At 59.4% G+C, this 22,983-nt stretch carries 16 protein-coding genes; 10 read left to right on the forward strand and 6 right to left on the reverse strand.

All coding sequences use genetic code 11. The annotated features are described in order from the left end of the window. The first annotated feature begins 415 nt into the window (after positions 1 to 415). The 5 genes from BLR44_RS27795 (at position 416) to BLR44_RS27815 (ending at position 7,586) form a co-directional block, all read left to right on the forward strand. Positions 416 to 2,854 carry a TonB-dependent receptor gene (locus BLR44_RS27795; protein ID WP_089688664.1) on the forward strand — a complete coding sequence of 813 codons (2,439 nt, stop codon included), beginning with the start codon at positions 416 to 418 and terminating at the stop codon, positions 2,852 to 2,854. A gap of 7 nt (positions 2,855 to 2,861) precedes the next feature. Further along, the gene (locus BLR44_RS27800; RefSeq protein WP_089688666.1) at positions 2,862 to 4,304 is read left to right on the forward strand and encodes an ABC transporter permease; all 1,443 of its coding nucleotides are present in this window, start codon (positions 2,862 to 2,864) and stop codon (positions 4,302 to 4,304) included. Between the two features lies 1 nt (position 4,305). Further along, positions 4,306 to 5,661 (forward strand): DUF3526 domain-containing protein, encoded by a 1,356-nt coding sequence (locus BLR44_RS27805; protein ID WP_089688668.1) that lies wholly within the window; start codon positions 4,306 to 4,308, stop codon positions 5,659 to 5,661. 18 nt (positions 5,662 to 5,679) lie between these two features. After that, positions 5,680 to 6,387: an ABC transporter ATP-binding protein gene (locus tag BLR44_RS27810; RefSeq protein WP_089688670.1), complete on the forward strand. Its 708-nt coding sequence runs from the start codon at positions 5,680 to 5,682 to the stop codon at positions 6,385 to 6,387. Between the two features lie 122 nt (positions 6,388 to 6,509). Then, a complete protein-coding gene (locus tag BLR44_RS27815) occupies positions 6,510 to 7,586 on the forward strand; it encodes a succinylglutamate desuccinylase/aspartoacylase family protein (RefSeq protein WP_089688672.1) in 1,077 nt (358 codons plus the stop codon). On the opposite strand, the gene BLR44_RS27820 is transcribed toward BLR44_RS27815, so the two are convergent. The 5 genes from BLR44_RS27820 to BLR44_RS27840 form a co-directional block, all read right to left on the reverse strand. Next, positions 7,583 to 8,848 (reverse strand): aminotransferase class V-fold PLP-dependent enzyme, encoded by a 1,266-nt coding sequence (locus tag BLR44_RS27820; RefSeq protein ID WP_245706190.1) that lies wholly within the window; start codon positions 8,846 to 8,848, stop codon positions 7,583 to 7,585. The genes BLR44_RS27815 and BLR44_RS27820 overlap by 4 nt on opposite strands. 230 nt (positions 8,849 to 9,078) lie before the next feature. Next, positions 9,079 to 11,526 carry a TonB-dependent receptor gene (locus tag BLR44_RS27825; RefSeq protein WP_218127213.1) on the reverse strand — a complete coding sequence of 816 codons (2,448 nt, stop codon included), beginning with the start codon at positions 11,524 to 11,526 and terminating at the stop codon, positions 9,079 to 9,081. A gap of 7 nt (positions 11,527 to 11,533) precedes the next feature. After that, positions 11,534 to 12,427 (reverse strand): DUF4625 domain-containing protein, encoded by an 894-nt coding sequence (locus tag BLR44_RS27830; protein WP_089688678.1) that lies wholly within the window; start codon positions 12,425 to 12,427, stop codon positions 11,534 to 11,536. A 4-nt stretch (positions 12,428 to 12,431) separates the two neighbouring features. Further along, positions 12,432 to 13,400, reverse strand: coding sequence for a T9SS type A sorting domain-containing protein (locus BLR44_RS27835; RefSeq protein WP_089688680.1), 969 nt, complete (start codon positions 13,398 to 13,400; stop codon positions 12,432 to 12,434). Positions 13,401 to 13,464: 64 nt separating this feature from the next. Beyond that, entirely contained in the window at positions 13,465 to 16,221 is a 2,757-nt protein-coding gene (locus BLR44_RS27840) for a YCF48-related protein (protein WP_089688681.1), read from the reverse strand. A gap of 104 nt (positions 16,222 to 16,325) precedes the next feature. On the opposite strand from BLR44_RS27840, the gene BLR44_RS27845 reads away from it, so the two are divergent. The 5 genes from BLR44_RS27845 (at position 16,326) to BLR44_RS27865 (ending at position 21,324) form a co-directional block, all read left to right on the forward strand. Then, a complete protein-coding gene (locus tag BLR44_RS27845) occupies positions 16,326 to 18,443 on the forward strand; it encodes a YCF48-related protein (RefSeq protein WP_089688683.1) in 2,118 nt (705 codons plus the stop codon). Between the two features lie 27 nt (positions 18,444 to 18,470). Continuing rightward, the gene (locus BLR44_RS27850; RefSeq protein ID WP_089688684.1) at positions 18,471 to 19,388 is read left to right on the forward strand and encodes a T9SS type A sorting domain-containing protein; all 918 of its coding nucleotides are present in this window, start codon (positions 18,471 to 18,473) and stop codon (positions 19,386 to 19,388) included. A 222-nt stretch (positions 19,389 to 19,610) separates the two neighbouring features. Further along, positions 19,611 to 20,072, forward strand: a complete 462-nt coding sequence (locus BLR44_RS27855) for a Fur family transcriptional regulator (protein ID WP_245706191.1) — start codon at positions 19,611 to 19,613, stop codon at positions 20,070 to 20,072. Positions 20,073 to 20,114: 42 nt separating this feature from the next. Continuing rightward, positions 20,115 to 20,663, forward strand: coding sequence for a hypothetical protein (locus tag BLR44_RS27860; RefSeq protein WP_089688689.1), 549 nt, complete (start codon positions 20,115 to 20,117; stop codon positions 20,661 to 20,663). A gap of 235 nt (positions 20,664 to 20,898) precedes the next feature. Then, positions 20,899 to 21,324 (forward strand): Fur family transcriptional regulator, encoded by a 426-nt coding sequence (locus BLR44_RS27865; RefSeq protein WP_089688691.1) that lies wholly within the window; start codon positions 20,899 to 20,901, stop codon positions 21,322 to 21,324. Positions 21,325 to 21,355: 31 nt separating this feature from the next. Here BLR44_RS27865 and BLR44_RS27870 read toward each other — a convergent pair whose 3' ends face one another. After that, on the reverse strand, positions 21,356 to 22,933 hold the full coding sequence (locus tag BLR44_RS27870; RefSeq protein WP_089688693.1) for a PhoX family protein: 1,578 nt from the start codon (positions 22,931 to 22,933) through the stop codon (positions 21,356 to 21,358). Between the last annotated feature and the right edge of the window lie 50 nt (positions 22,934 to 22,983).

Raw genomic sequence — 22,983 nt, forward strand, 5'->3', positions numbered from 1 at the left:
CATCGCCACGATGTAGAAAAAGAGCAGGGATATGGTGAAGAGTTGCTTCATCGGAAGAGACTTCCCGGAGCCGCAAATATAGAGCAGCCCCGGGCAATTCCATGATGAATAGAAATAAAAGCTTTAGATAAGTAGCGTGATGATTGCATTTCATGTCGTCACAATACGCATACGTCGGCGCTGTGCTACGAAGCCGGATAGTTGGCCGAAGTTCAAGGGGGCCCTGCCCACCCCTCCCTATAATGCTCCATAAAACTCTGATTTTTGCAACATGATTGCAAAAACAAACGCAACGGTGTTGCAAAAAGAATTTCCCTCGTTTAGTTTCGCGTCTTGAGAAACCAAATCTGCGCTTGCCTCTCTCCTTGCCTATTGGGTAAGGAATCCAACCAAGTGCCGATCTCCTTACTTCGCGATGAAATCACTCTTCCTTCTCTGCCTGCTGCTTAGCGTAGGTCGCCTCCACGCCCAACCCATTAAAGGGACGGTCCGGGATGCGTCCACGCATGAACCTCTGGTAGGCGCGACGGTGCAACTGCTCAACACGGAAACGGGAACCGTTACGGATACGGAAGGAAATTTTTCCCTCGAAGGCGAGGGCACGCTGCGGGTTTCGTTCGTCGGCTACCAGCCCAAGACGCTCCCCACGCAGTCCACCGCCATGACGATCGCCCTGGTACCGGACAAAACCCAGCTCCAAGCCGTGGAGGTCCTGGGGCGACTCGACCGGGATTATACCAGCGAGTATACCTTTTCGGCGACCAAGACCGCGACGCTTACCCAGAAGCTTCCCCAATCGGTCGGCACGGTGACCAAAGAGTTGATGGCGGACCGGCAGACCTTTCAACTGGCCGACGCGGTGAAGCTGGTCAGCGGGGTGACGCCGTCCAGCTTTTACAACCAGTACGCCATCCGGGGCATCAGCCAGAACGAAGAAGGGCAGCTCATCAACGGGATGCGCACCCGGCAGTACTACTTTCTGCAACCCCTGACGGCCAACATCGAACGGGTGGAGGTGATCAAAGGGCCCGCCAGCGCCACCTTCTCGTCGGTGGATCCGGGAGGCAGCATCAACCTGGTGACCAAAAAGCCCCTGGCGGTCCAGCGCCGGGAGGTGAACGTGAGCGTGGGTAGCTTCAGCACCCTCCGCGGCACGCTGGACTTTACCGGCCCGCTCAATGAACAGAAGACCTTGCTCTACCGGCTGATCGGTGCGTACCAGGAGGCGCGCAGCTATCGTGACCTGGTGCAGAACGACGCGCTGCTGCTGTCACCCTCGTTTTCGTACGTGCCCAACGACCGCACCGCGCTCCACGCCGAACTGATCCTGAGCGACCAGCGGGGCAACCTCGACCGGGGGCAACCCATCTTTGGCGCCGAGGCGGGACGCACCGACCTGAACAGCACGCCCATTCGCCTGAACCTGGGCTCGCCCAGCGACTATTTCCGCTCCAAACAACTGCTGCTGACCGGCAGCTTCACCCACCAGTTTTCCGAGCACATCCGGGTCAACGCCACCTACATGAAGCAGACCTGGACGGAAGACTTGGAAGAACACCGGACGACCAACGCTTTTGCCGTCGACACGGCCAACCAGCCGGTGCGATCGCTGGCCGCTATGCAGTTTGTGCAACGCCGGCAATTCTGGAACATCGACAACCTCAACGGCTACGTCACAGCGACAGCGGTAACGGGCGCGGCCACGCATCACCTGCTGGTGGGCTACGACCTGCACCGCTGGCAGAAGCTGAAGGGGGGCGGCCAAAACGCGGCGCGCGGCTACCTGCTGACGGACGGCACCGTGGCAGCTACCTTCGACCCGACCCGGGTGGATGCCTACCAACTGGTGACCCGCAACGGCGTGACCACGCCTCGTCCCAATGTGGAGTACTTCAACCTGACGCAGCCCAGCTACCCCCTCCGCCGACCGGAAGAGTATACGTTCAATGTGGTGACGGCCCTCCCTCCGGCCCTCACGACCACACAGGCGGTGTACGTGCAGGAGCAACTCGACTGGCAACATTTCACGCTGCTGCTAAGCCTGCGCCACGAGTGGTTCGAAGACATCACGAATTACCAGACGGCCCAACCCCTCGTTGTGCGTCAGAGGGCCTGGCTGCCCCGGGTGGGACTCACCTACGAGGTCTCTTCCCACCTGCACGCGTATGCCACCTACCTGCAAGGGTATCAGCCGCAGGCCAACACGGTGACACTGCTGCCGGTAGCCGCCCCGGCGGGCAGTGCGTTTGCGCCCCTGGAAAGTGACCTGAAAGAAGTAGGAGTAAAGGTCGATATCGGGCGGATTCGGCTCACGTCTGCGCTGTACGAAATCAACCAGCGGAACCTGCTCATGAACGCTAACGATCCGGACCAACCGGACCTGCTCGTGACACGGGGGGCCGAACGCAGCCGGGGATTCGAGGTGGACGCGACCGGGTACCTGCGTCCGCGCTGGCAGCTGATGTCTTCCTACAGCTACATCGATGCCCGCATCCGGCAAGACAGCGACCCCGCCCTGATCGGTGCCCGGAAACAGAACACGCCCGTGCACAGTGGGAATCTCTGGACCCGCTACGACCTGCCAGCTATGGCGGAGCTGGGCGAGCTGGGGTTCGGCCTGGGGGTGCAGTACAGCGGCAGTAAGGTTCCTTGGTTTACGCGGGACTTTGTGGTGCCGGCCTATACCCTGCTGGATGCCGCCCTCTACTACCGTCCGGTTCGCAGTCAGGTGCAACTCGCCCTGCTGGCCAATAACCTGACCAACCAGACCTACTGGATCGGTGCACAAAATTACCTGCGGCTCTTTCCCGGCGCGCCCCGGAGCCTGCTGCTTTCACTCCAGTATCAATTTTAACCCGATCATGCGTTTTTCGACCGAACTTTTACTCGCCCGCCAGGTATGGGACACCGCGTTCCGGACCCGGGCGGTCGTGGCCCTGTTTGTGCTGGTGGGGCTGGCCGGGGTGGCCGCCACGTGGCTGGGCTGGACCACCTACCGACAACAGGAAGCTACCCGCGCGCACTACCAGCAGGCGGCCCGTGAAGACTGGCTCGGCAACCCCGACAAACACCCGCACCGGATGGCGCACTACGGCCATTTTGCCTTCCGAGCCCGCTCCCCCCTCAGCATGCTGGACCGGGGCATGGACCCGTTTCTGGGCAACGCCATTTACCTGGAAGCGCACCAGCAAAACACGGTCAACTTCTCGGAAGCCGAGTTTTCGACGGGGCTCGTGCGGTTCGGGGAGTTCAGTCTGGCGCTGCTGCTGCAACTCCTGTTACCCCTGCTGATCTTTTTTCTGGGTGCCGGTAGCGTAGCGGCCGACCGTGAAAACGGGACGCTCCGGCTGCTGATGAGCCAGGGGGCCAGTCCCTTGTCGCTGCTCGTCGGCAAAAGCCTCGGCCTCTGGGCCGTGATTATGGTTCTCTTTATTCCCCTGATGGGGCTGGCTGCGGTCGGATGGCTGCTGGCCCGGCCGGGACCGCCCCCGGCCGACGAAGTCTTTCGCCTGCTGGTGCTGGCGGGCACCTACGGATGGGCGCTGCTGCTCTACTGCGTCCTGGCGGTCGGGGTATCGGCCGTGAGCCGTACGGTGAAAACGGCTTGGGTGATGCTGATCGGCTTCTGGCTGGTGAGTCTGATGATCGTGCCCCGCGTCGGGCAGGCCATCGGGGCGGCGTTGTATCCGCTTCCCTCGCGGACCGAGTTTCAGGCGGCCATTCAGGCCGATCTGGTGCAGGCCGGGGACAGTCATAACCCCGACGACCCGCACTACCAGGCGCTCCGCGATTCGCTGCTGACGGCTTACAACGTCGATTCCGTCGTGCAACTGCCGTTCAACTACAGCGGGTACGTGATGGCGGAAGGAGAGAAAATCAGCGCTGCGCTCTACCAGCGCCACTACGCGCGGTTGCTGGCGCAGATCCGGCGACAGAACCGGGTGGCCCAGGCGTTCGTACTGTTCAGCCCGTACGTGGCCCTCAAGCCGCTGTCCATGGCCCTGACCGGCACCGATTTTACCAGCTACGTGGCCTTCCAGCAACAAGCCGAAGCGTATCGCTACGCCCTGGCCCAGCGCATGAACGAACTCCAGATCCGCCTCATCAGCAACCGACCCCACGCCGGAGAAAACCCCATCCTCAATCACGAACACTGGCAGGAGTTACCCGATTTTGAGCCGCAGCTCCGCCCCCTCGCCGCGCTGTTCCCGTCGGCCTGGTTCTCGCTGGGTGCGCTGGTCGGCTGGGGCTTGGCGCTGGCGGGAGGGCTGTTTTGGATCGCTCACCGTTTTTCCCCTGTCTGATATGTTCCCTCTTCTTTTCCGCAATTTCCTTCGTGCCACCGGCGTGCAAATCGGACTAGTCCTCCTTTTTCTGCTGGGGCTGCTCAGTTTGTACAACGGGCGGCAGTTTCTGGACCGGCAGGCGTACCAGCGACGGGAGGTGGTGGCTTCCCAGCAGGAAGACCTGCAGCGCCAGCTTCAGTTTCATCCCGATGATCTGGGTGATGTGTTGTACTACGTGCGCTTTGCCTTCGTCAACGACACCCCGCCCCTGGCCGGACTCAGCCTCGGTCAACGCGACCTGCACCCCTCGATTCAGCGGGTAACCATTCGTACGCTGGAAGCCCAGAAGTACGACGCCGACCTGCAGAATCCGATGCATCTGCTGTTGGGTTCGCTCGACTTCAGTTTTGTGGTGATTTACCTGTTTCCGCTTCTGATCATCGCCTTTACCTACCACCTGATCTCAGAAGAGCGGGAGAACGGTACCTGGCGGCTGGTAGCGGTGCAGAGCCGTCGCCTGCTGGGGTTCGTGGCGCAACTGTTTCTGGTGCGGGCGGCGGTCGTGATCGGCCTGCTGCTGGTGCTACTGCTGCTGGCGCTCCCCTGGCTGGACATTCCCCTCGACCTACTCTTCCTCGCGTTTACCGCGCTGGCGGTGCTCTACGTCCTCGGGTGGTTCGGGCTCAGCTTCTGGGTGGCTTCGCTGTACCGCGATTCCCGTACCAATGCCGCCTGGCTGGTATCCCTCTGGGTGCTGCTGCTGATCCTGCTGCCCGCCGCCGCCAACCAGTGGATTCTGATGCGCTCTCCGCTGCCAGACGCACTGGAGACCACCCTGGAGCAACGCAAGGGGTATCATGAAAAGTGGGACTTTCCCCAGGGCGTGACGATGACCAAGTTTTACGCGCGTTACCCGCAGTTCAAAAAATACCCGCTGGCCGATACGACAGCGTTCAACTGGCCCTGGTACTACGCCATGCAGCACATGGGCGACGAAGCCGCCGCCACCACGTCGGATGCGTTTCAACAAAAGGTCACCCAGCGCCTGAAGGACAGCCAACAGCTCAGCTGGTGGATTCCACCCCTGCACACGCAATTTTACCTGACAGCCCTAGCCCGAACCGGCCTGGACAATCAACTCCGTTTTCTGGAGAACACCACGCAGTTTCACGAGCGGCTGCGCCTCTTTTTCTATCCCCAACTCTTTACCAACCAATCCACAAATAGTGTCCGCTGGGAAGAGCTGCCGGTAGAAACGTTTGTCGACCGTGCCCCCCTGGCGTACGGCGCGATGTTTCTCCCGCCCCTCCTTTTTCTCCTGGCGGGAATCGGCCTGGGCGTCCTGAATTTCCAACGCCATCGCTACTCCCTTTGATTTTAACGTCCACGAACCATGATTGAAACGTTTGCCCTGACCAAACAATACGACCCCGCCCGTCCGCCCGCCCTCGACCAACTGAACCTGCGGGTGCAGCCGGGGGAAATCTTCTGCCTGCTGGGACAGAACGGCGCCGGGAAAACCACCACCATCAACCTGCTCCTGGGCTTCCTCCCCCCGACCTCGGGACGAGCCCTCATCAACGGCATTTCGGTAGCGGAAAGTCCGCAGGAAACCCGGCAGCACGTGGCGTACCTGCCCGAAACCGTCATGTTATATCCGAACTTGACGGGACTGGAAAACCTGGCGTTCTTCTCCCGCCTGGCCGGATTTCGCCACGCCTCTTCCACCCTGCACGAGCTGCTGACCCGGGCGGGACTGCCGGCCGAGGCGCACGGACGGCGGGTCGGTACCTACTCGAAAGGCATGCGGCAGAAGGTGGGCATCGCCATTGCACTGGCCAAGCAAGCCAAGGCGCTGTTATTGGACGAACCGACCTCCGGGCTGGACCCCAAGGCCAGCAACGAGTTTTCTGCTCTGCTGACCACCCTGTCACAGGACGGAACGGCGATTCTGATGGCGACGCACGACATTTTCCGGGCCCGAGAAGTGGGCACCCACATCGGCATCATGTGGCAGGGGCAACTCATGCAGACTCTGGCGACCCCGCAGGTAACGGCGCAGGAACTGGAATCCCTCTACTTGCAGACCGTAAGCAGTTAATTGCCGCTCTTTTTATCAAAAGAGGGCCTAGCTACAGCGGACCTGTTTCCTACTGGCAGAAAAGTGCTCTGTCCTGATGAGCCGACCCCTTAGTTTCGCACCGAGGGTTTTTTCAAAGAGTTATGACATCATTTAGCGTATTCCCCTGGGTACTGCTGGCCGGTGTATTCGTCAGTAGCCCCATGCTCTTGCGGGCACAAGCCCCGTTTGTATTTCAGCAGGTTTCCGTCGAACCGGGCACGCGTCAGACGTTTCAAATTCCGGTTATGAGCGATCAGGATACTACCTTTTTACCCGTGGTGGTGGTCCACGGCCGACGTCCCGGTCCGGTGCTGGGCATCACTGCGGGGGTGCACGGCTACGAATACGCACCCATTCTGGCGGGTCAGCTGCTACTGCCGCGCCTCGATCCGGACTCGCTCACCGGCACCGTGCTCCTGGTCCCCCTGGCGAATGTACCCGCTTTTCTAGGACGCAGTCCTTACCTCAATCCGCTGGATCGTAAGAACCTGAACCGGGTCTTCCCAGGAAATCCTGACGGCAGCATTACCGAACGAATGGCTGACCTGATCACCCGCCTCGTGATCGCCCGAGCCGATTTCTTCCTCGACATGCACGCGGGCGACGCGCCCGAAGATCTACGACCCTACGTCGGTTACTACACCTCCCCACGGCTGCCCGACGCGTCGGCTCAGGGAGAGCGTATGGCCCAGGCCATGGGCTTCGACCATCTGGTACAATTTCGGGTCGCTCCCGAACGCCTGGACGAACCCAGCCAGTACTGCTCGCAGGAGGCCTTTCACCGAAAGATTCCGGCCATCGACATCGAATGCGGAAAACTGGGCACGACTTCCTCGACGGAACTGAAACGCATTGTAGAGGGCGTCATGGGACTGCTGCGTGCGCTGGAAATGTGGCCGGGCACGCCCCAGCAAACGCCCGGACAATTGATGATTCGGGAGCGATACAGTGTCGACAGTGTACACGACGGCATTTTCTACCCCCTGAAACAAAGCGGCGAGTACGTGCAGGAAGGCATGCGGGTAGGCTACATCACGGACTTTTTCGGCCAACGCCTCACGGAGGTGCATGCCAACGCCACCGGAGTGATCCTTTACATCTTGGGCACGCCCCCAGTTCGCCAGGGTGAAACGATCGTCCGGATCGGCGTGCCCGACACCCGGACGCCGGATCGTTAAGCGGTCATCTCCCGGAGGGCACTCACCAAATGATCTAGGTCGGCCAGGGAAGTGTAAAGATGGGGCGTTACTCGCACGCCTTTCACCTCCAGGATGTCCTTGGCGACGGTGAAAATCCGGTACTTGTCGAACAGCATGGCCGCCAGCTCCTTCGAGTCCATCCCTTGAATACCCACGTTGGCAATGGCACAGTAGCGATGCGCTTCCTGTGGCGTGTTGATCACCACGCCTGGCAGGTCTTTCACCTGATCGCGCCAGTACGTCGTCAGGTAGCGCAACCGCTCTTCCTTCGCCTGCGCCCCGATCTGCGCGTGAAACGCGATGGCCTCCGCAATGGCGAGGTCGTTGTGGCACGGCAGCGTCCCGATGTGGTCAAACTTGCGGATGTCGTCGGCCGGGTAGGTATCGTCGCCGAACAGAGGCCAGACGTTCGGAATTTTTTCCTTTTTGATGTAGAGAATGCCCGTTCCCAGCGGAGCGCCCAACCACTTGTGTAGGCTCGCACCCAGGTAGTCGCAGCCCAAATCCGGGATCTTGAAATCGGTGTGTGCAAACGCATGTGCCGAATCGGAGATGACCTCGACGCCATGCCGGTGGGCCATGTCGGCGATCTTGCGGACGGGCAGGATCTGTCCGGTTGTGTTGATCAGGTGGGTGACCAAAAGCACCTTGGTGCGGGGGGTGATCGCCTTCTCGTAGGCAGCCACAATTTCCTTGTCTGACCGGGGATGAAACGGCAGGTCGATGAGGGTGTTGACCGTGCCGAAGCGGCGGGTACGCATGGCAAAGCACTGCAACATGCTGTAGTAATCCTGCGAAGTCAGGAGGGCTTCGTCGCCCGGTGCCAGTTGCAGACCCATGATGACGGTATCCAGCGCTTCGGTGGTGTTGCGGCACAGACTTAGTTCCTCCGGCGCACAGCCCGCCAGCGTAGCCACCTGCTCCACCAGCCGGGCCCGGTCTTCTTTGAAGTCGCGGCGCATGTAAAAAGAATGGTGGGCGTTGATCCGCCGCAGGTCTTCTTCCTGTGCCCGCAGGACCGGCTCGGCCACCAGGCTGTAGTAGCCGTTTTCCAGGTTGATAAAGTCGGGAGCGACCCGATACGCCTGCCGGATCTCGTTCCAGTAGGTTTCGTCGCGAGCCAGCGCTGTCGCCGACAGATGCGCCCGTTGGCGACGCGCTTCCCGGAGTCGTGGCAGCACCGAAGTAGGCAGCAGGGAGCCGACCATCAACCCGGCCGAGAGCCCCCCTGCCTTTTTCATAAAATTTCTTCTACTACGGTTCTTCATATGCTTGTCGTGCAAATCAACCTATTCTCTTATTGAATCGATTAAAAATAGCCTTCATTACCAAACAAAATCTAATATTTCACCCAGTAGTCAGAATAAATGCATTGCGCACCTCTATCTAACTGACTGACGAAAGTGTCTGTCGCACGCGGCGACATAGCTCTCTTCCTTCAGAAACGAACAGCTCATCTCGCCGAAGAAGGCTAGTTCGGCTGATCCCGTACAGAAGTTTTCCACCGGAGGGGCACACGCAGGGACACGACGTGGTTCCGTCCGGGCTCCGGCAGATTCAACAGCCGGTAGCGGCTCAGGTGGTTCATGTAGCGTTCGTCCAGCAGATTCCGCACCTGCCATTCCAGCGTACACGACCAGGCGTCGAACGCCAGGGTGATTCCTGCGGCCGTTTCCACCAGTGCGTAACCGGGCGTGGCCGGTTCGTTCCGGTCGACCCGGCGCTGGGCGGCGAACTGATGGTAGCTGACGCGCACGAAAAGGTTCTGCACACGTTTCCGGTCCTGGAGCAGGCTCCATTCCGCCTCCTGCAAACACGAAAACGGGGGTGTAAACGGAAGCGGGGTGGCCTCGTTCAGGTTCTGGTTCCAGACATACTCTACGGCGGTGAGGAGCGTGACGCCGCGCAGGGGTTGGTAGCGGACCTGCCACTCGCCGCCGGTATAGACCGCCCGGGCCTGCACGTAGCGGTAAATCTGACCGGCTTCGGCCAGGGAAAACCACTCTCCTTCCGGAAAGAACTCGCTGGGCGGCAGCCGGAGCGCATACTGCACCGAGGGACGCAGGTAGAGGTAGTTGTCGTAATAACTGAAAAAGGGCGAGAGCGAAAGGAAAAACGAAGGCCGGGGCGTCCATTCTACGGCAAGGTCCCCCTGCCAGCCCCGCTCCGAACGCAGGTCGGCGTCGCCTACTTCGTGGCGCATCGTGCCGTGGTGCATCCCGTTCGCCGACAGTTCCACCGGTGTCGGCATCCGAAAGCTGGTTCCGGCATGGACCTTGACCCGCAGCGACTCCCGCGGCTCCCATCGGACTCCCAGCGCGCCCGACAGATTGCCGAACGAACGGTCGATCGACGGATTGCGCTGCCGATCAAACTGCCAGGTTCCGGTGGTATCGTACACCGGCTCCCGGTAGGCGGCAATCTGGTGCCGGGCTCCGTCGACGCGCACGCCGCCCTCCCATGTCCAGGCCGGATGCGGTTGCCAGGTATGAATGCCGAAAAGCCCGGTACTGCCCGAGGTGTAGTCGGGTAACAGAAATTCGAACCCGCTCCGGCGGTTGCGTTGCTGCTGGAACGAGAGGCCCCACACTTGCTGGTGTTGAGCGCCGAGCGAATGGTGCCAGCGCAGGTGGGCCGTGCCGGTTTGCAGCACCAGCCCCAGGCCCAGGTTGTCTTCCGGCAGCGGACCGTAGTACCCATGCGCATGGGGCAGGGACTCTTCCCGACGGTCGTTGCGCTGGTAGCCCAAGTCCAGTTCCCACCAGCCTCCGGGACGTAACCAGGTGGCGTTAACCAGCAGTTTGTCGTGATGATTCACCTGGCGGGGCAGATCCTGGTTGCGGTAGTTGCCATCGTGGGCCAATTGGTAGGCGCGGGGAATGCCGTGCGAGCCGGTAAACAGGCCGACCCGCTGGGCGAAGTGACTGCCGTGGACCTGCAGCTGCCAGTGGTCGTTGCGCCACCCCCACGATCCGGCGACGTTCCGTTCCTGGCCGGCCGAGTTTTTCAGCCGTTCCCCTTCGATGGGCAGCACGTAGCGGTTATAAGTAAAGGTCGAGGCCGGCACCCGGTAGTCGGCGTAATCCTGTGTGGAGAGGCGTAGCCGGTAGGTGTGCCGTGACGTCTGCCCCCGCACCACCCCGGACGTTCCCCATAGGCTGTTGTTGCCTTTGTAGACCTGATAGAGTTCTGCCTGCCCCTCCCCCACGGGTGGAAACTCGGGCGGTTGCAGGGCGATCACGCCGCCCATGGCGTCCGATCCGTAGCGAAGAGCACCAGGGCCCTTCACAATGGCCACCCGTTCCAGGTCGTAGGGATCGATTTCCAGACCATGGTCTGCGCCCCATTGCTGTCCCTGCTGGGCAATTCCTTTGTCGTTGACCTGAATGCGGTTGAAACTCATGCCCCGGATCACCGGTTTGCCAATGCCCGTGCCGGTGGTGATGGCGCTCAACCCCGGTAATTTTTCCAGCGCTTCGGCAAAGTTGCCCGCCGCCTGGTAACGCCGCAGAAACGCCTGATCGATGACGAGCGTCGGTAACGAAGGAATGGGATCAGGCGTCTGGTCAGTCTGCGTAATGGTGACACCCGCTAGCTCCTGCGTGACGGGATCGAGCCGGACCTCCCATTTCTGATAAGGTTGCCGTAGCTGTACCGTGTCCGTTCGGGTCTGATAGCCGATATGGCGGACGGTAACCTCGTAGGCACCCGGTCGCAGGCGTGCCAGCACAAACTGCCCCTGCGCATCCGTAGCGGTTCCCCGGGAGGAAGTAGCTCCCTCCAGGGCGACGACCACGACCGTTGCTCCCGGCAACCCCGCCTGCGTCCGGTCCACCACCTGACCCGATAGGGTGCAACGCGTGCCCTGCGCCCATGCGCTCCCCGACACTAGTATGAAAACGAGCGCCCACCCCCACATAAGTCTTCTACCCCTGCACATCCACCCAGAAAATCACCTGCGATTCGTTGTTGGCGCGGTCGAACAGTTTCATTACAAACCGATAGAGGCCGGTGGACCCGAAGGTCGGCAGCGTAAATTCAGTTTCCAGGGTAAACTCCGTCCCCTGATCTTCCGGAAAAAAGTGCTGGAGCGCGGTAAATTCCGTTCCTGCCGGATCGTAGTAATAGAGCTCGTAATGACCCCCGCCCAGCGGGGCATCGTCCTGAATCAGACCGACCAGCGGCAGCACTTCGCCGCGTTTGGCCTGCGTGGTGTCGCTGGCGGGTTGGGTAAGTGTGAGGGAGGGAGGCAGCGAATCCTGGGCATTGCGGACCTGGAGATCGAATTCCAGGAATTCGGCTTCGTTGCCGGCGGCATCCAGGCCTTGTACCATCAGGTGGTAATTGCCGACGGCGGCGTTCTGGGGAACGGCGAAGACTTCCTCCCACGTCTGCTGCATGCCGCTCACTTCCTTGATCCGAAACTCGGACCAGGTTTCCGCCAGAAGGCTCAGGGGGGAGAGTAGCTCCGTTCCCTGTTTCTGAGGAGGCGCCACAGCCGGGGGAGCGATTACCCTGCCCCCGTGGGTATGACAATCGAAATTATGGTGAATGTCGATTTTACACTGGGACAGATCCCGATCGTCGGTAAACGCCAACTCCAGGATCAACTCCTGGCCCGTATAGGTGCGCAGCACATGGTCTGACCAGTTGCCGCACACTGAGTCTTCCGTGAGGGCAGGTGTGGATGATTGCAGTGTGATTGTCGGGGCGGTCACATCAGGACCGGAGGGAAGGGGGTCACCGCCACAACTTCCCAACAACACCAGCAGGAGCAAACAAGCAAAATAGCGTACCATCATCATCGGCGTATTATTCATGTAATCAGTGTACCATCAGGCGCTGGGCGATGCTGAGCTCCGGTGTTTCCAGCACGCAGAGGTAGGTGCCCGTCGAAAGATCCCGTACGGAAACCCGCATCTCCCCTTCGCCGGCCCCATGCCATTGGGACGGAAGCGACTTGACCGGACGTCCGTGCACATCCAACACGCGCACGGCAACCCACCCCGGCCGGGCGAGTCGAAACCGAATCCGGGCTTCCTGGCGGGCGGGCTGGGGACTGACCGGCAACAGTTGCAGGGGAGCGGACATTTCCCTGTCGTCTGCGAGGTCGGTCGTCGTGTATTCCACGATGGGATAGAGCGTAAAGTGGGTCAGGAGGTTGGTAAAGTTCTGGCTGTAGAAATCTACCCAGTCGGCCCCGCCGTGGTTGTGGCGGCGCACCGCGTTGCGACCGAAGCGGGGGGCGTCGGCAGGGGCTCGGCTTCCCGGAGGACCGTGCAGCAGCGCGAGCGTGTCCCCTTCAAAGCCCCCGTGGGCGTAGTCGCGCAGGTTGAACGATACAAAAAAGGAATCTGGAACCGTTACCGGCTCGTCAAACCAGGTGACGGTCGAACCGCCCGTCAGGTCCAGTTCGCTGTGGTAGCGTGAGGCTTCTCCCAGCAATGTGCCCGGCAGCCGGGGCTTGCGGTAGGGAGGTTGCGCTTCGGTGACGACGTCGTACACCCGGAAATCACAGAGGGTATCGGGCGATGCCCAGACGCCGGTGTGGTAGCTGATGACCCCGACGACCTGTCCCCCGCCGGGCAGGTCGTATTTTTCGGCGAACTCTTCCCGGTAGAGGTGATTCTGTCCGGTCCAGTAGCCCCACTGATCGGTTCCCTGGTACTCGGTGGCATACGGGGGCAAAGGCCCTCCCGGCCGCAGGTTCTGGAGCGTATCACGGATCTGTCCCCAGGCCAACCCCGGCAGCCCCACCAGCACTCCCAGGGTAATGAAACGAATGATGTGCATGAGAAAGCAAAAAGGCGGGAACGGCCCTGTACACATGATGACCGCTCCCGCTGCTAGAAATCAACTATTGCATGAGTACTTTAGCCGCCAGCGTGCTGCCCACCCCCGATACCCGCACCACGTACCAGCCTGCCTGCCAGCGATGGGCCGGCAACGACCAGCGGTGCTTGCCTGCAGTCAGGGTCGTAGTGGCCTCTTCATGGACCACCCGACCCAGCACGTCCACCACCGTCACGGTAAAGTCGCCGGGCCGTTGGGTCTCGAACGCCACGGTCAACTGATCCCGCGCCGGATTGGGATAAGGCGCGTACAGCGTCAGCGACCGGTGACGCACAAACGGATCGGACGCCGTCGGGGAGGCGAACTGTACCACCGGGAACAGCGCCAGGTGTCCCTGAAACCCTTCGGTGGCTTCGTGGATGTCTTCCCAGGCCCGTGTGCTGTGGGAATGGACCCGCATGGCGTTACGTGCTACGGTAGAGAGATCCTCCTCTGAGCGGGTACCGTCGGCCGTGTGCATCACCGCCAGGGTGTCTCCGTCGAAGCCCCCGTGGGCGTAGTCGGTCACGTTGAAAGCCACGAAGAAGGAGTCCTCCACCGCTACCGGTTCGAAGAAGGGCGTCGTCATGGCGGCTCCGCTCAGGTCCAGGTCGCCAAAGGCCACGTCCTGCCGACCGATCTTCAAATCAGGATAGCCCGCCGTGTCGATGGAGAAGACGTTGAACTCGGCCACATGGGTGGGATGGGCCACCACGCCCTGGTGATGGCTCACCACGTGGGTGACGAGGGCCGGACCGCTGACGTAGTACTTCTCGGCAAACTCTTCGTCGTAGTAACCACTCATGCCCGTCAGGTAGCCCCACCGGTCCTCAAGGGCAGGAGCCGCTTCCAGGGTCAGGTCTTCGGTGTAGTTGCGCAGCGTGTCGGCCGTGGGCTCATAGCTCAGGGCAGGCCGTTCCGGCGTGGTGTCGTTGCTGCCATCGGCCTGGTCCGAAAAGCTGAACACACTGCCGGTATTCCCGACGGCCCAGCCCCGGTTCAGATCATCGAACAATGCGCCACGGAGTGTCAACGAAATCACCTTCGGTTCTGCCTGCCAGTGGTGGCCGCCGTCGGTGGTGTAGAGCATATTGCCGCTGTTGCCCACGATCCATCCGCGGTGGGGACTGGTGAATGCCACGCCGCGAAAGGTAGTCACGTACATCGCAGGAATGGTCTGACGGTACCAGGTCTGGCCGCCATCTTGGGTCTTGAGGATGTAGTCGCGGGCTCCGACGGCATAGCCCACCTCCGGGGTGGGGAAGTGTACCCCGTAGAGCGAAGCCAGCACGCCGGTGGGCATCAGGTTCCACACCTGCCCGCCGTCGGTGGTGCTGAGTACCACCCCGGAGTCACCCACCGCCCAGCCGCTCATCGCGTCGGCAAAGGTCACCGCGTGTAAGGTGGTCGTAACCGGCGTGGTCTGTTCTGTCCACGTGGTGCCGTCATAATGCAGTATTGTTCCCGCCGTACCGACCGCCCAGGCATGCATGGCATCCATCGCCGCAATGTCATGCAGATGCACCATCGTCGCCAGCGGCGTGGCTTGCGTTTGCCAGCTCCCTGCCTGCGAAAGGGTCAGCACCGTGGCCGAATCGCCCACGGCCCAGCCCGTGCCGCCTCCGAAGGCCACGCCCCGCAGGTTCACCTCCACTCCCGACGTCTGCGGCAGCCAGTTTTCTCCGTCGACCGAGCGCAACAGAGTGCCCTCTTCACCGACTGCGTAGAGCGTATCTTCTTCGGCCCGGGCAATGTCGTAGAGATCGGCCCTGACTCCTTGCAGGATGTTGTTCCAGGTCGCACCGCCGTCGGTGGTCACCATCAGTTCATAAGGATACGCCGGGTAAGCACCGACCGCACCATCAGGCGTAAAAACGAGGTCAGATACATATACATACCCCGATCCGGGCATAACTTGTGGCGTCCAGGTGTCCCCCCCGTCGGTCGTGGCATGAACCTGACCGGTCTGACTGACAATCCATCCCCGATCGGCGTCAAGAAAGTGGAGCCCTGTGATGATCGCATCCTCAGCAAAACCCGAAACGAGGGGCGTCCAGCTAGCCCCGCCGTCCACCGTATGGAGCAACAGGTTGCCAGCCCCACTGACGTAGCCGGTATCGGCCGACACAAATGAGACTTTGGCGAGATTGGCTTCGGCAGGCAACATCACCGGTGTCCACGTTGCGCCGGCATCCAGGGTTTTCCAGAGACCTTCCTCACTTACGGTCATGTAACCGGTAGTATCATCGGGGAAGACAATGTCTGGATTTGTACTGAACGACGAAACCGGTAGATTCCATACTTCCTGCCAGCTTTGACCCCCATCCTGGGTTTGCATCACCGCCGCAGAGTCGTACGAGGACTTCAGTCCCGCCAGGATGCCGTGCGATTCGTCCCAGAAATGAACCGTATTGGGGCGATAGAAGCGTTCCAGCGTATCCAGGATAGTCCACGTATCTCCGGCATCAGCCGTTTTCAGCACATAACCTCCGTCGGCGACCGCCCAACCGGTTTGTTTATCCAAGAAGGAGCCGGTGGTGATGAACCCTTCTTCCAGGCCGATCCGCTTTACCGTCCAGGAAGCGCCGCCATCAGTCGTGCGCAGCACGTTTCCGAGCGTAAAGGCAAGAATGGTATCCTGGCTGAGTGGCATCACACCGTAAGGATACTGGGTCAATTCCTCGCCCAACTGATACGACCAGCGGCTCTGCGCAAGTAACCAGCCGGGAGTGAGGAAACAGAGCAAAAACAATTGAGAAGAATAGCGTAGGATTCGAAACATGAGGAGAAAAAATAAGGTGAAAACTCTAACGCAACAGTGTTGCAAATATAATTACCTCTTCTATTTTTGCAACACTGTTGCATTTTTATTTTTCTCTCCTCCCAATGACTAAACTCTACCCGATTGCCCTCCTCTTTCTCCTGGTGCGGGTCCTCTCCCCCGCCGTTTCTCAGGACTGGCAATGGATCAACCCCATGCCCACCGGCAATGGGCCCCGCGATGTGGCCTGGCCGGACGCACAAACCCTGTATGCGGCGGGCGACAAAGGTCAATTTTTTGCTTCTCCTGATTTTGGCGCAACCTGGCAGGCGAACACCATGCCGACGGAAGCCGACGTGATGTCTCTTTACTTTGTGGATGCGGAGCGGGGCTATGCCGTCACCAACGCGGGCGAAATCTGGCATACGACCGATGCCGGTCAGACGTGGGCGTTGCAGTTCACCGATCCCGGCGGAACGACCTTCCGCGACCTCCACTTCTTCGGAGACAGCATCGGCTATGCCGTGGGCGACGCGGGGTTTGCGGATAACCTGCTGTTCTACACCCACGACGGAGGCACCACCTGGGTGAGCGCTACCCTTCCCCGAAGAACGAGCGCCAGTTTCTACGGCCTGTTTTTTGTCAAAGCGCTGAGTGCCGATACGGTCGTTGCTGCCAGCTGGGACAATACGTTTTTTCAGAGTTTTGACCGGGGACTGACCTGGGACACCACCGGCCTGCCGGCCTCGCCCGCCGGTTTTTACGAAGGGGGTTATTTCGTCAACGACAGCACCGGCTTTCTGGTGGGTCCCAACGCCTACGTCCAGAAGACTACCGACCGGGGGGCGCACTGGGAACAGAAACTCGGCGGCGCCGACTCGCTCGAACAGGCGCGTCACTATTTTTCCGAAGTGTTCTTTCTCAACGACACCGTCGGCTGGGTGAGCAGTTTCAGTTGTCTCTATAAAACGCGGGACGGCGGGGATACATGGGAGCGTACCTGCGAGGGCACCTACGGCAGCGGCCGCAAATCCTACATCCGGTTCCTGGATGAAACCACCGGCGTGGCCCTGTCCAGCCAGCTCTACACAACCACCGACGGATGGAATTTCCAGACCGTACTCCCCACCGGGCCGCTCAATACGTGGTACAGGTTTGAGGAAGTAGAGGGCGATCTGTATGCTGTCGGCAGCGGCGGCAACCTCTTCCATGGCACCAAGGACGGAGCGGCCTGGCAGCTGCTTTCCACGCCAACCCAGGCCACGCTGCGCGGAATAGACTTTGTAGACCCCATGCAGGGATGGGTGGCAGGCAGCGACAGTGCCGTGTTCAAAACGGCAGATGGAGGGCAGACCTGGGAAGGAGTGGAAACGCCGTTCCAGGGTAATTTCAATGACCTGCACGCCTGGTCGATGCAGGAAGTATTGGTGATAGGAACTTCCGGCTCGGTCCTGAAAACGGCCGACGGCGGGGAAACGTGGGCGTTCACCTCGCTCGACAGCCTGAAACAGCTTAACGCGGTCTACTTTCCGCAGCCGGATACGGGCTACGTGGTCGGGGCTTCCGGACTGGTGGCCCGCACCCTCGACGGTGGTCAGACCTGGGCGCTGCAAGAATCAGGACTTCTTTCCCACCTGAACGATGTGTTCTTTGTCGACGGCACCACGGGATACGCCGTTGGCAGCCTGGGCAAAATTCTGGTGACCTACGACGCGGGTGCCACCTGGCAGTCCCAGGTAAGTGGACAGTCCGGCACGCTGAATGCCATCTTCTTTCTGGATGCCGACCACGGTTACGTGACCGGCTCGGGCGTGCTACTCGTCACCGACGATGGCGGTCAGACCTGGGAAGAACAGTACCTTCCTGCGAGCGGTTACCTCTCGGATCTGGTGTTTCTGACGCCGGGTCAGGGATGGGTAGTCGGTGCGTTCGGCAGCGTGTTACGCTACAACCAACCGCTCACCGGACTGGAGGATGAGGTAAGCCGGCAAGCCGTTACGCTCCGCGTGTTTCCGAACCCCGCTTCTTCCCAAACGACCCTGGTCCTGCCTACGCCTTATACCGGGCAAGGGTACCTGCAACTGATCGATGCGTCAGGTCGGCAGGTCTATCAACGCAATCTTGCGTTCACAGCGGGCGAAACACGCTGGTCTATCCCGCCCGGCCTTGACAGGGGGATCTATTTCGTGCAGGTCGTAACGCCCGATAGCCGGCAAACCGGACGCCTCTACCTCCATCCCTAACGCTTTTCTACCTTGCTTTTCCGACACATGAAGCGATTCCTCCTTTTCTGCCTGCCCCTGTTGCTTACCGCCCCGGTCCTGGGGCAGGCCCCTGAGCTCGATACGTTATCTAACCTTCCCGAAGGCACAGCGCTATACGCGCCCCGGTACACCGAATCCGGTCAATGGGGGTATCTGCTCGGGCAAAACTCCTCGTACCGACAGCAGTTTGCCGAGAAGTACGAAATCACGGAGTCTACCCTGGTACGCGGCGTAATGGTCCACCTGACGGGCACCTTTGCACACCCCGATCACTACGTAGAATTCAACGTCTACACCGTGGGCGTCAACGGACTCCCCGCTGCCCGACTGGGCGGAAAACAGGTATTTTACAAAGACCTGGACCTGTCTGGCGAAGCGGCGGTGATCGACTTTTCCACGCCGATTGCGGTACAAGAGGCCTTCTTTGTTACCTTTAATGTGTTTGACTACCTGCATGGTGGTTACGAAGGCGATACCCTGGGCCTGCTGATGGGCGAGCCGGGCTCCCGTACGGAGGCCGATCTGACGCATTTCGGACGCAATGCCGTGCAGGCACACAACCACACAAAAGAAGACTGGAAAGACTTTTACAGCCAGAATTTTACGCCCATCGCCACCCATTTTGCGCTGTTCCCCATCGTCGACGCCAGTCCGGTTACGGCGCTGGAGCAGGCAGACGCGATGGCAAACGGGTTTTCGCTGTATCCAAATCCATCGGACGGTCAGGTTTCTTTGGTCAATCCCGGTGGGATTCCCCTCCACGTAATCATTCTGAATGGGCTGGGACAGCGAGTTTTTTCCACCCGGACTTTAGGCCAGCCGGTCGAAACGCTTTCCCTCACAACCCTACCAGCGGGCTATTACCAGGTCTTGATTCAACGCGGCAAACGCCCTCCTACCGCCCACCGGATTGCCCTTTTCTAACGATATCACCTTCAAGATGCCTCGATCCACACGAAGAAAATCGTACGTCCCATTCGCTTAATCTCCTCGAGAAAAAGAAAGCAATTGATGCAACACGGTTGCATATGCAATCGTAGCACCTATATTTGCAACACAGTTGCAGATAATGCACGCTTAGTCTCAGCTTATCCTCTCTCTCGGGAGAAGGGGTGCGGTGACGGTCAGATCATAACTACTGGTACGATGTCAACTTCCCTACAGCCTCCACATGCGGTAATGAGTCCTCTTCAGGTGCTCAAACGCCATCGGCTGCGAGGAACAATGAGTCGCATTCAGCTGCTGGAACTCTTTCTGCAACGGCCCTACGCCATGTCCCATGCCGAACTGGAAGCATCTTTACCAGGCGAATCCAATCGCATTACGTTGTACCGCAACCTGCGTCTTTTTTTGGAGAAGGGATTTCTGCACCGGGTAATGGATGAGGAGAAGGGAGTCAAGTATGCCCTCTGCGCTGCTCATCCTTACCGGTCGCACGCGACCGACCATGTCCATTTTAAGTGCAGAAAATGTGGCATTACCCGCTGTCTGGAAGAGATCGGCATTCCCGCTATTCCGCTCCCGGCCGGCTATGAACCAGACGAGATTCAGCTGCTGGTATCGGGGACCTGTGTCAGATGTCAACCGCACGCTCCCAGAAACGAATGATGGCAAGACTACAAATTTTCATTTTCACATAATCATTTTTTTATGAAACCCCGTTTTTCCTTTGCTTTGCTGCTTCTTTTGAGTAGTACGTGCTTGCTCCAGAGTTGTAAAAAAGACGATGAGCCCGAACCGGTCAACGAAGAAGAGCTGATTACGACTTTTCGCCTCACGTTCACCGAAGTGGGGAATTCGAGCAATACCTTCACGGCTACGTTGAGCGATCCAGACGGAGAGGGTCCCACCGCGCCTACTGTGGATGAAATCATGCTGGACTCGGCTACCACGTACAACGTGACGGCCGAATTTCTCAACGAATCGGACCCTAACGACGTGGAGGACATCACGGAAGAGATTCGGGAAGAAGACGACCAGCACCTGCTGTGTTTCTCTCCTTCCGGAGTGGACCTGACCGTTAACCGTACCGACTCGGACGGCACCTACGAGGTGGGTCTGACCTCCGACTGGGTAGCCGGTGCAGCCGGGAGCGGTACCATTACGATTGCACTCCGCCACCAGCCCGGCGTAAAAGACGGGACCTGCGATCCCGGCGAAGCGGATCTAGAAGCCACGTTTGACGTCACGATTCAATAACCTGACTTAACTTAACACAAACCCCTCGTTTATTCAAAGCGGATGCCCCCTTCTCATGCTCGCTGGTCCTGGGAAGGGGTTTCTTATAGGTGCGCGGTCCTTTTTCAGCTTGTATTAGACACTACACCGTGTGTCTGCTGACTATCTCGTCTAAAAGCGTCACGTTGCTTATCTTGCAAACTCGCAGCTGGAGGAAAACGTTATTCCCTTAGGAACCTCCTTGAAGTGATCATACATGGATAACACGAAACCTATTCGAGAGTTGCTGCACGCACATGGTTTGAAGAAAACACCCATCCGGGCAGAGATGCTAGAACTATTTATGGGTCATGACGTAGCGCTTTCCGCCAGCGATCTATTGGCGAAATTGACGGCGAACCACGACCGGGTAACGGTTTATCGAGCCTTAAATTCATTTGAAGAGCGTGGCATTTTGCACCGTGCCTCCGAAGACGGGCAAGGCGTGAAATATGCCATGTGCGGCCACCAATGTCCCGACGAGCAGCATACCGATCAGCATGCCCACTTCGTCTGTGATGAATGTCACCAGACCTACTGCCTAGAAGAGGTGGCGATCCCGGACGTAGAAGTGTCCGATGCTTTTTCGGTGAATCGGGTGAATTATACCCTGAGCGGCATCTGCAAAGCGTGTAAAGCCTGAAGTTCTCCGATGAGAAGCATGTACTTTTGCCCTAGCGAATTCCCTGGAGCTGGTTGAGGAGCGGACCCTGGATGGTGACCACCGCCGAGCGGGGTTTGGCATCTCCCTGGTGCGGCCAGTTGCTGGTCCACCGGCCGGCCTGGCTACTTTGCTCCCCCGGATGCTGGACACTCAAAAACAGCGTTCGCCCATCGGGCGAAAAACAGGGGCCGGTCAGTTCCGCATCGACCGGAGCGCTGGCTATCTGGAGTACCTGCCCCGCTTGTTTGCCGTGGCGGGGCATCACGAAAAGGCCGTTATTCTTAAATCTCTCGTACGGAGGTTTGTTCATTTTACTTCCCGAGATATCGGAGGTAAACCACAGGTTCCCGAGCCGGTCGAAGATCAGATTGTCGGGCGCCGCGAAGCCCGTTTCTTCTCCTCCGGTGAGCAGGGTAGACGCCTCGAACATCAGGGCACTGTGGTCGTTCTGATGCTCCTTAATTTTCAGGATGCTGCCAAAGTAATTTCCTTTGGGCACGTTGTTCGTTAACGTGACCAACACCTGCCCGTTGACCGGATCAATCTCAATGTCTTCCGGCCGATCCAGGGGCGTGGCCCCGACCAGCTTCGCGGCCTTTCTCAACTGGATCAGCACCTCCGTCTGGCTCGTAAAGGCAGCCGCCAGCACCGGTTGCTCCCGGATGTCCAGCGAGAGCCACTCACCCCGTTCCAGTTGCGCCACGTAGAGCTTCCCTTCTTTCAAATCACGGGGCTTGCTACTGACGTACTTGTACAAGTGTTCGTCGTTTTTATCGTCTCCGGTATACACCACGACACGTCCATCGTTCAGCATCGCCACCGTGGCACACTCGTGCGCACACCTGCCCAGAGCCACGTGTTTCTGTGCCTTCCCTGTAAAAGGATCGACCTCGACGACCCATCCGTAATGTTCGGGGGGCTGAGGATCGAACGTCTCCCATCCACGCTCAGAGGGGACAATGGCGTTTGTCTCGTGATCGCGCTCTCCGTAAAAAAAGTGGTAGTTTTCTTCACAAGTGAGAATCGTTCCCCAAGGCGTGAACCCTCCTGCACAGTTCCCAAGCGTGCCTTTGGCGTGCGTAGCCTTCACAATTGGTTCGTCCCAGTGAAACGGGATCATCGTTTCCGCCGTAAGCCGGCGGTTGTAAGCAGAGGTCGGCTTTCGCTGCCAGGTGTTGCCGGCATACTCCAGGTGCAGCAAGCTTCCTCCTACTGCGTACTGTTCTTCTCTTACATGGGCTAGAGATTGGGGTGCCAGACTCCCGTGCATAAAATAAGGATCCACGTATTCGTGGTTGACCCACAGGATTCCTTCGTGGGATTTGTTTTGGATCGGCACAAAACAGAGAAAATCGTTATTGAACCCGAAGGTATCCTGCGCGCTGATAGAATCCCCCCATTTGACCAGCAGGTCGTAGCGAAGGCCCTTTGCCAGCAGAAGGGCATCGTTGGCGCTGGGTGAGAGCGGCACGATGTCCGGTGTTTTCGGGGAAAAGAATCCGGCTTCCCCACCCAGCGTGGCGTAAGGCAGTAGGGTGAACGATACCGCCCCTTGCCCCAGCCACTCGATAAATTGCCTGCGTTTCATTTATAAAAGTGATTGGTTGGTCATTCGCTTGTGTCAGCGAATTTTCGTTT

Origin of the sequence: Catalinimonas alkaloidigena (assembly GCF_900100765.1) — a bacterium.
GTDB classification, from domain to species: domain Bacteria; phylum Bacteroidota; class Bacteroidia; order Cytophagales; family Flexibacteraceae; genus Mooreia; species Mooreia alkaloidigena.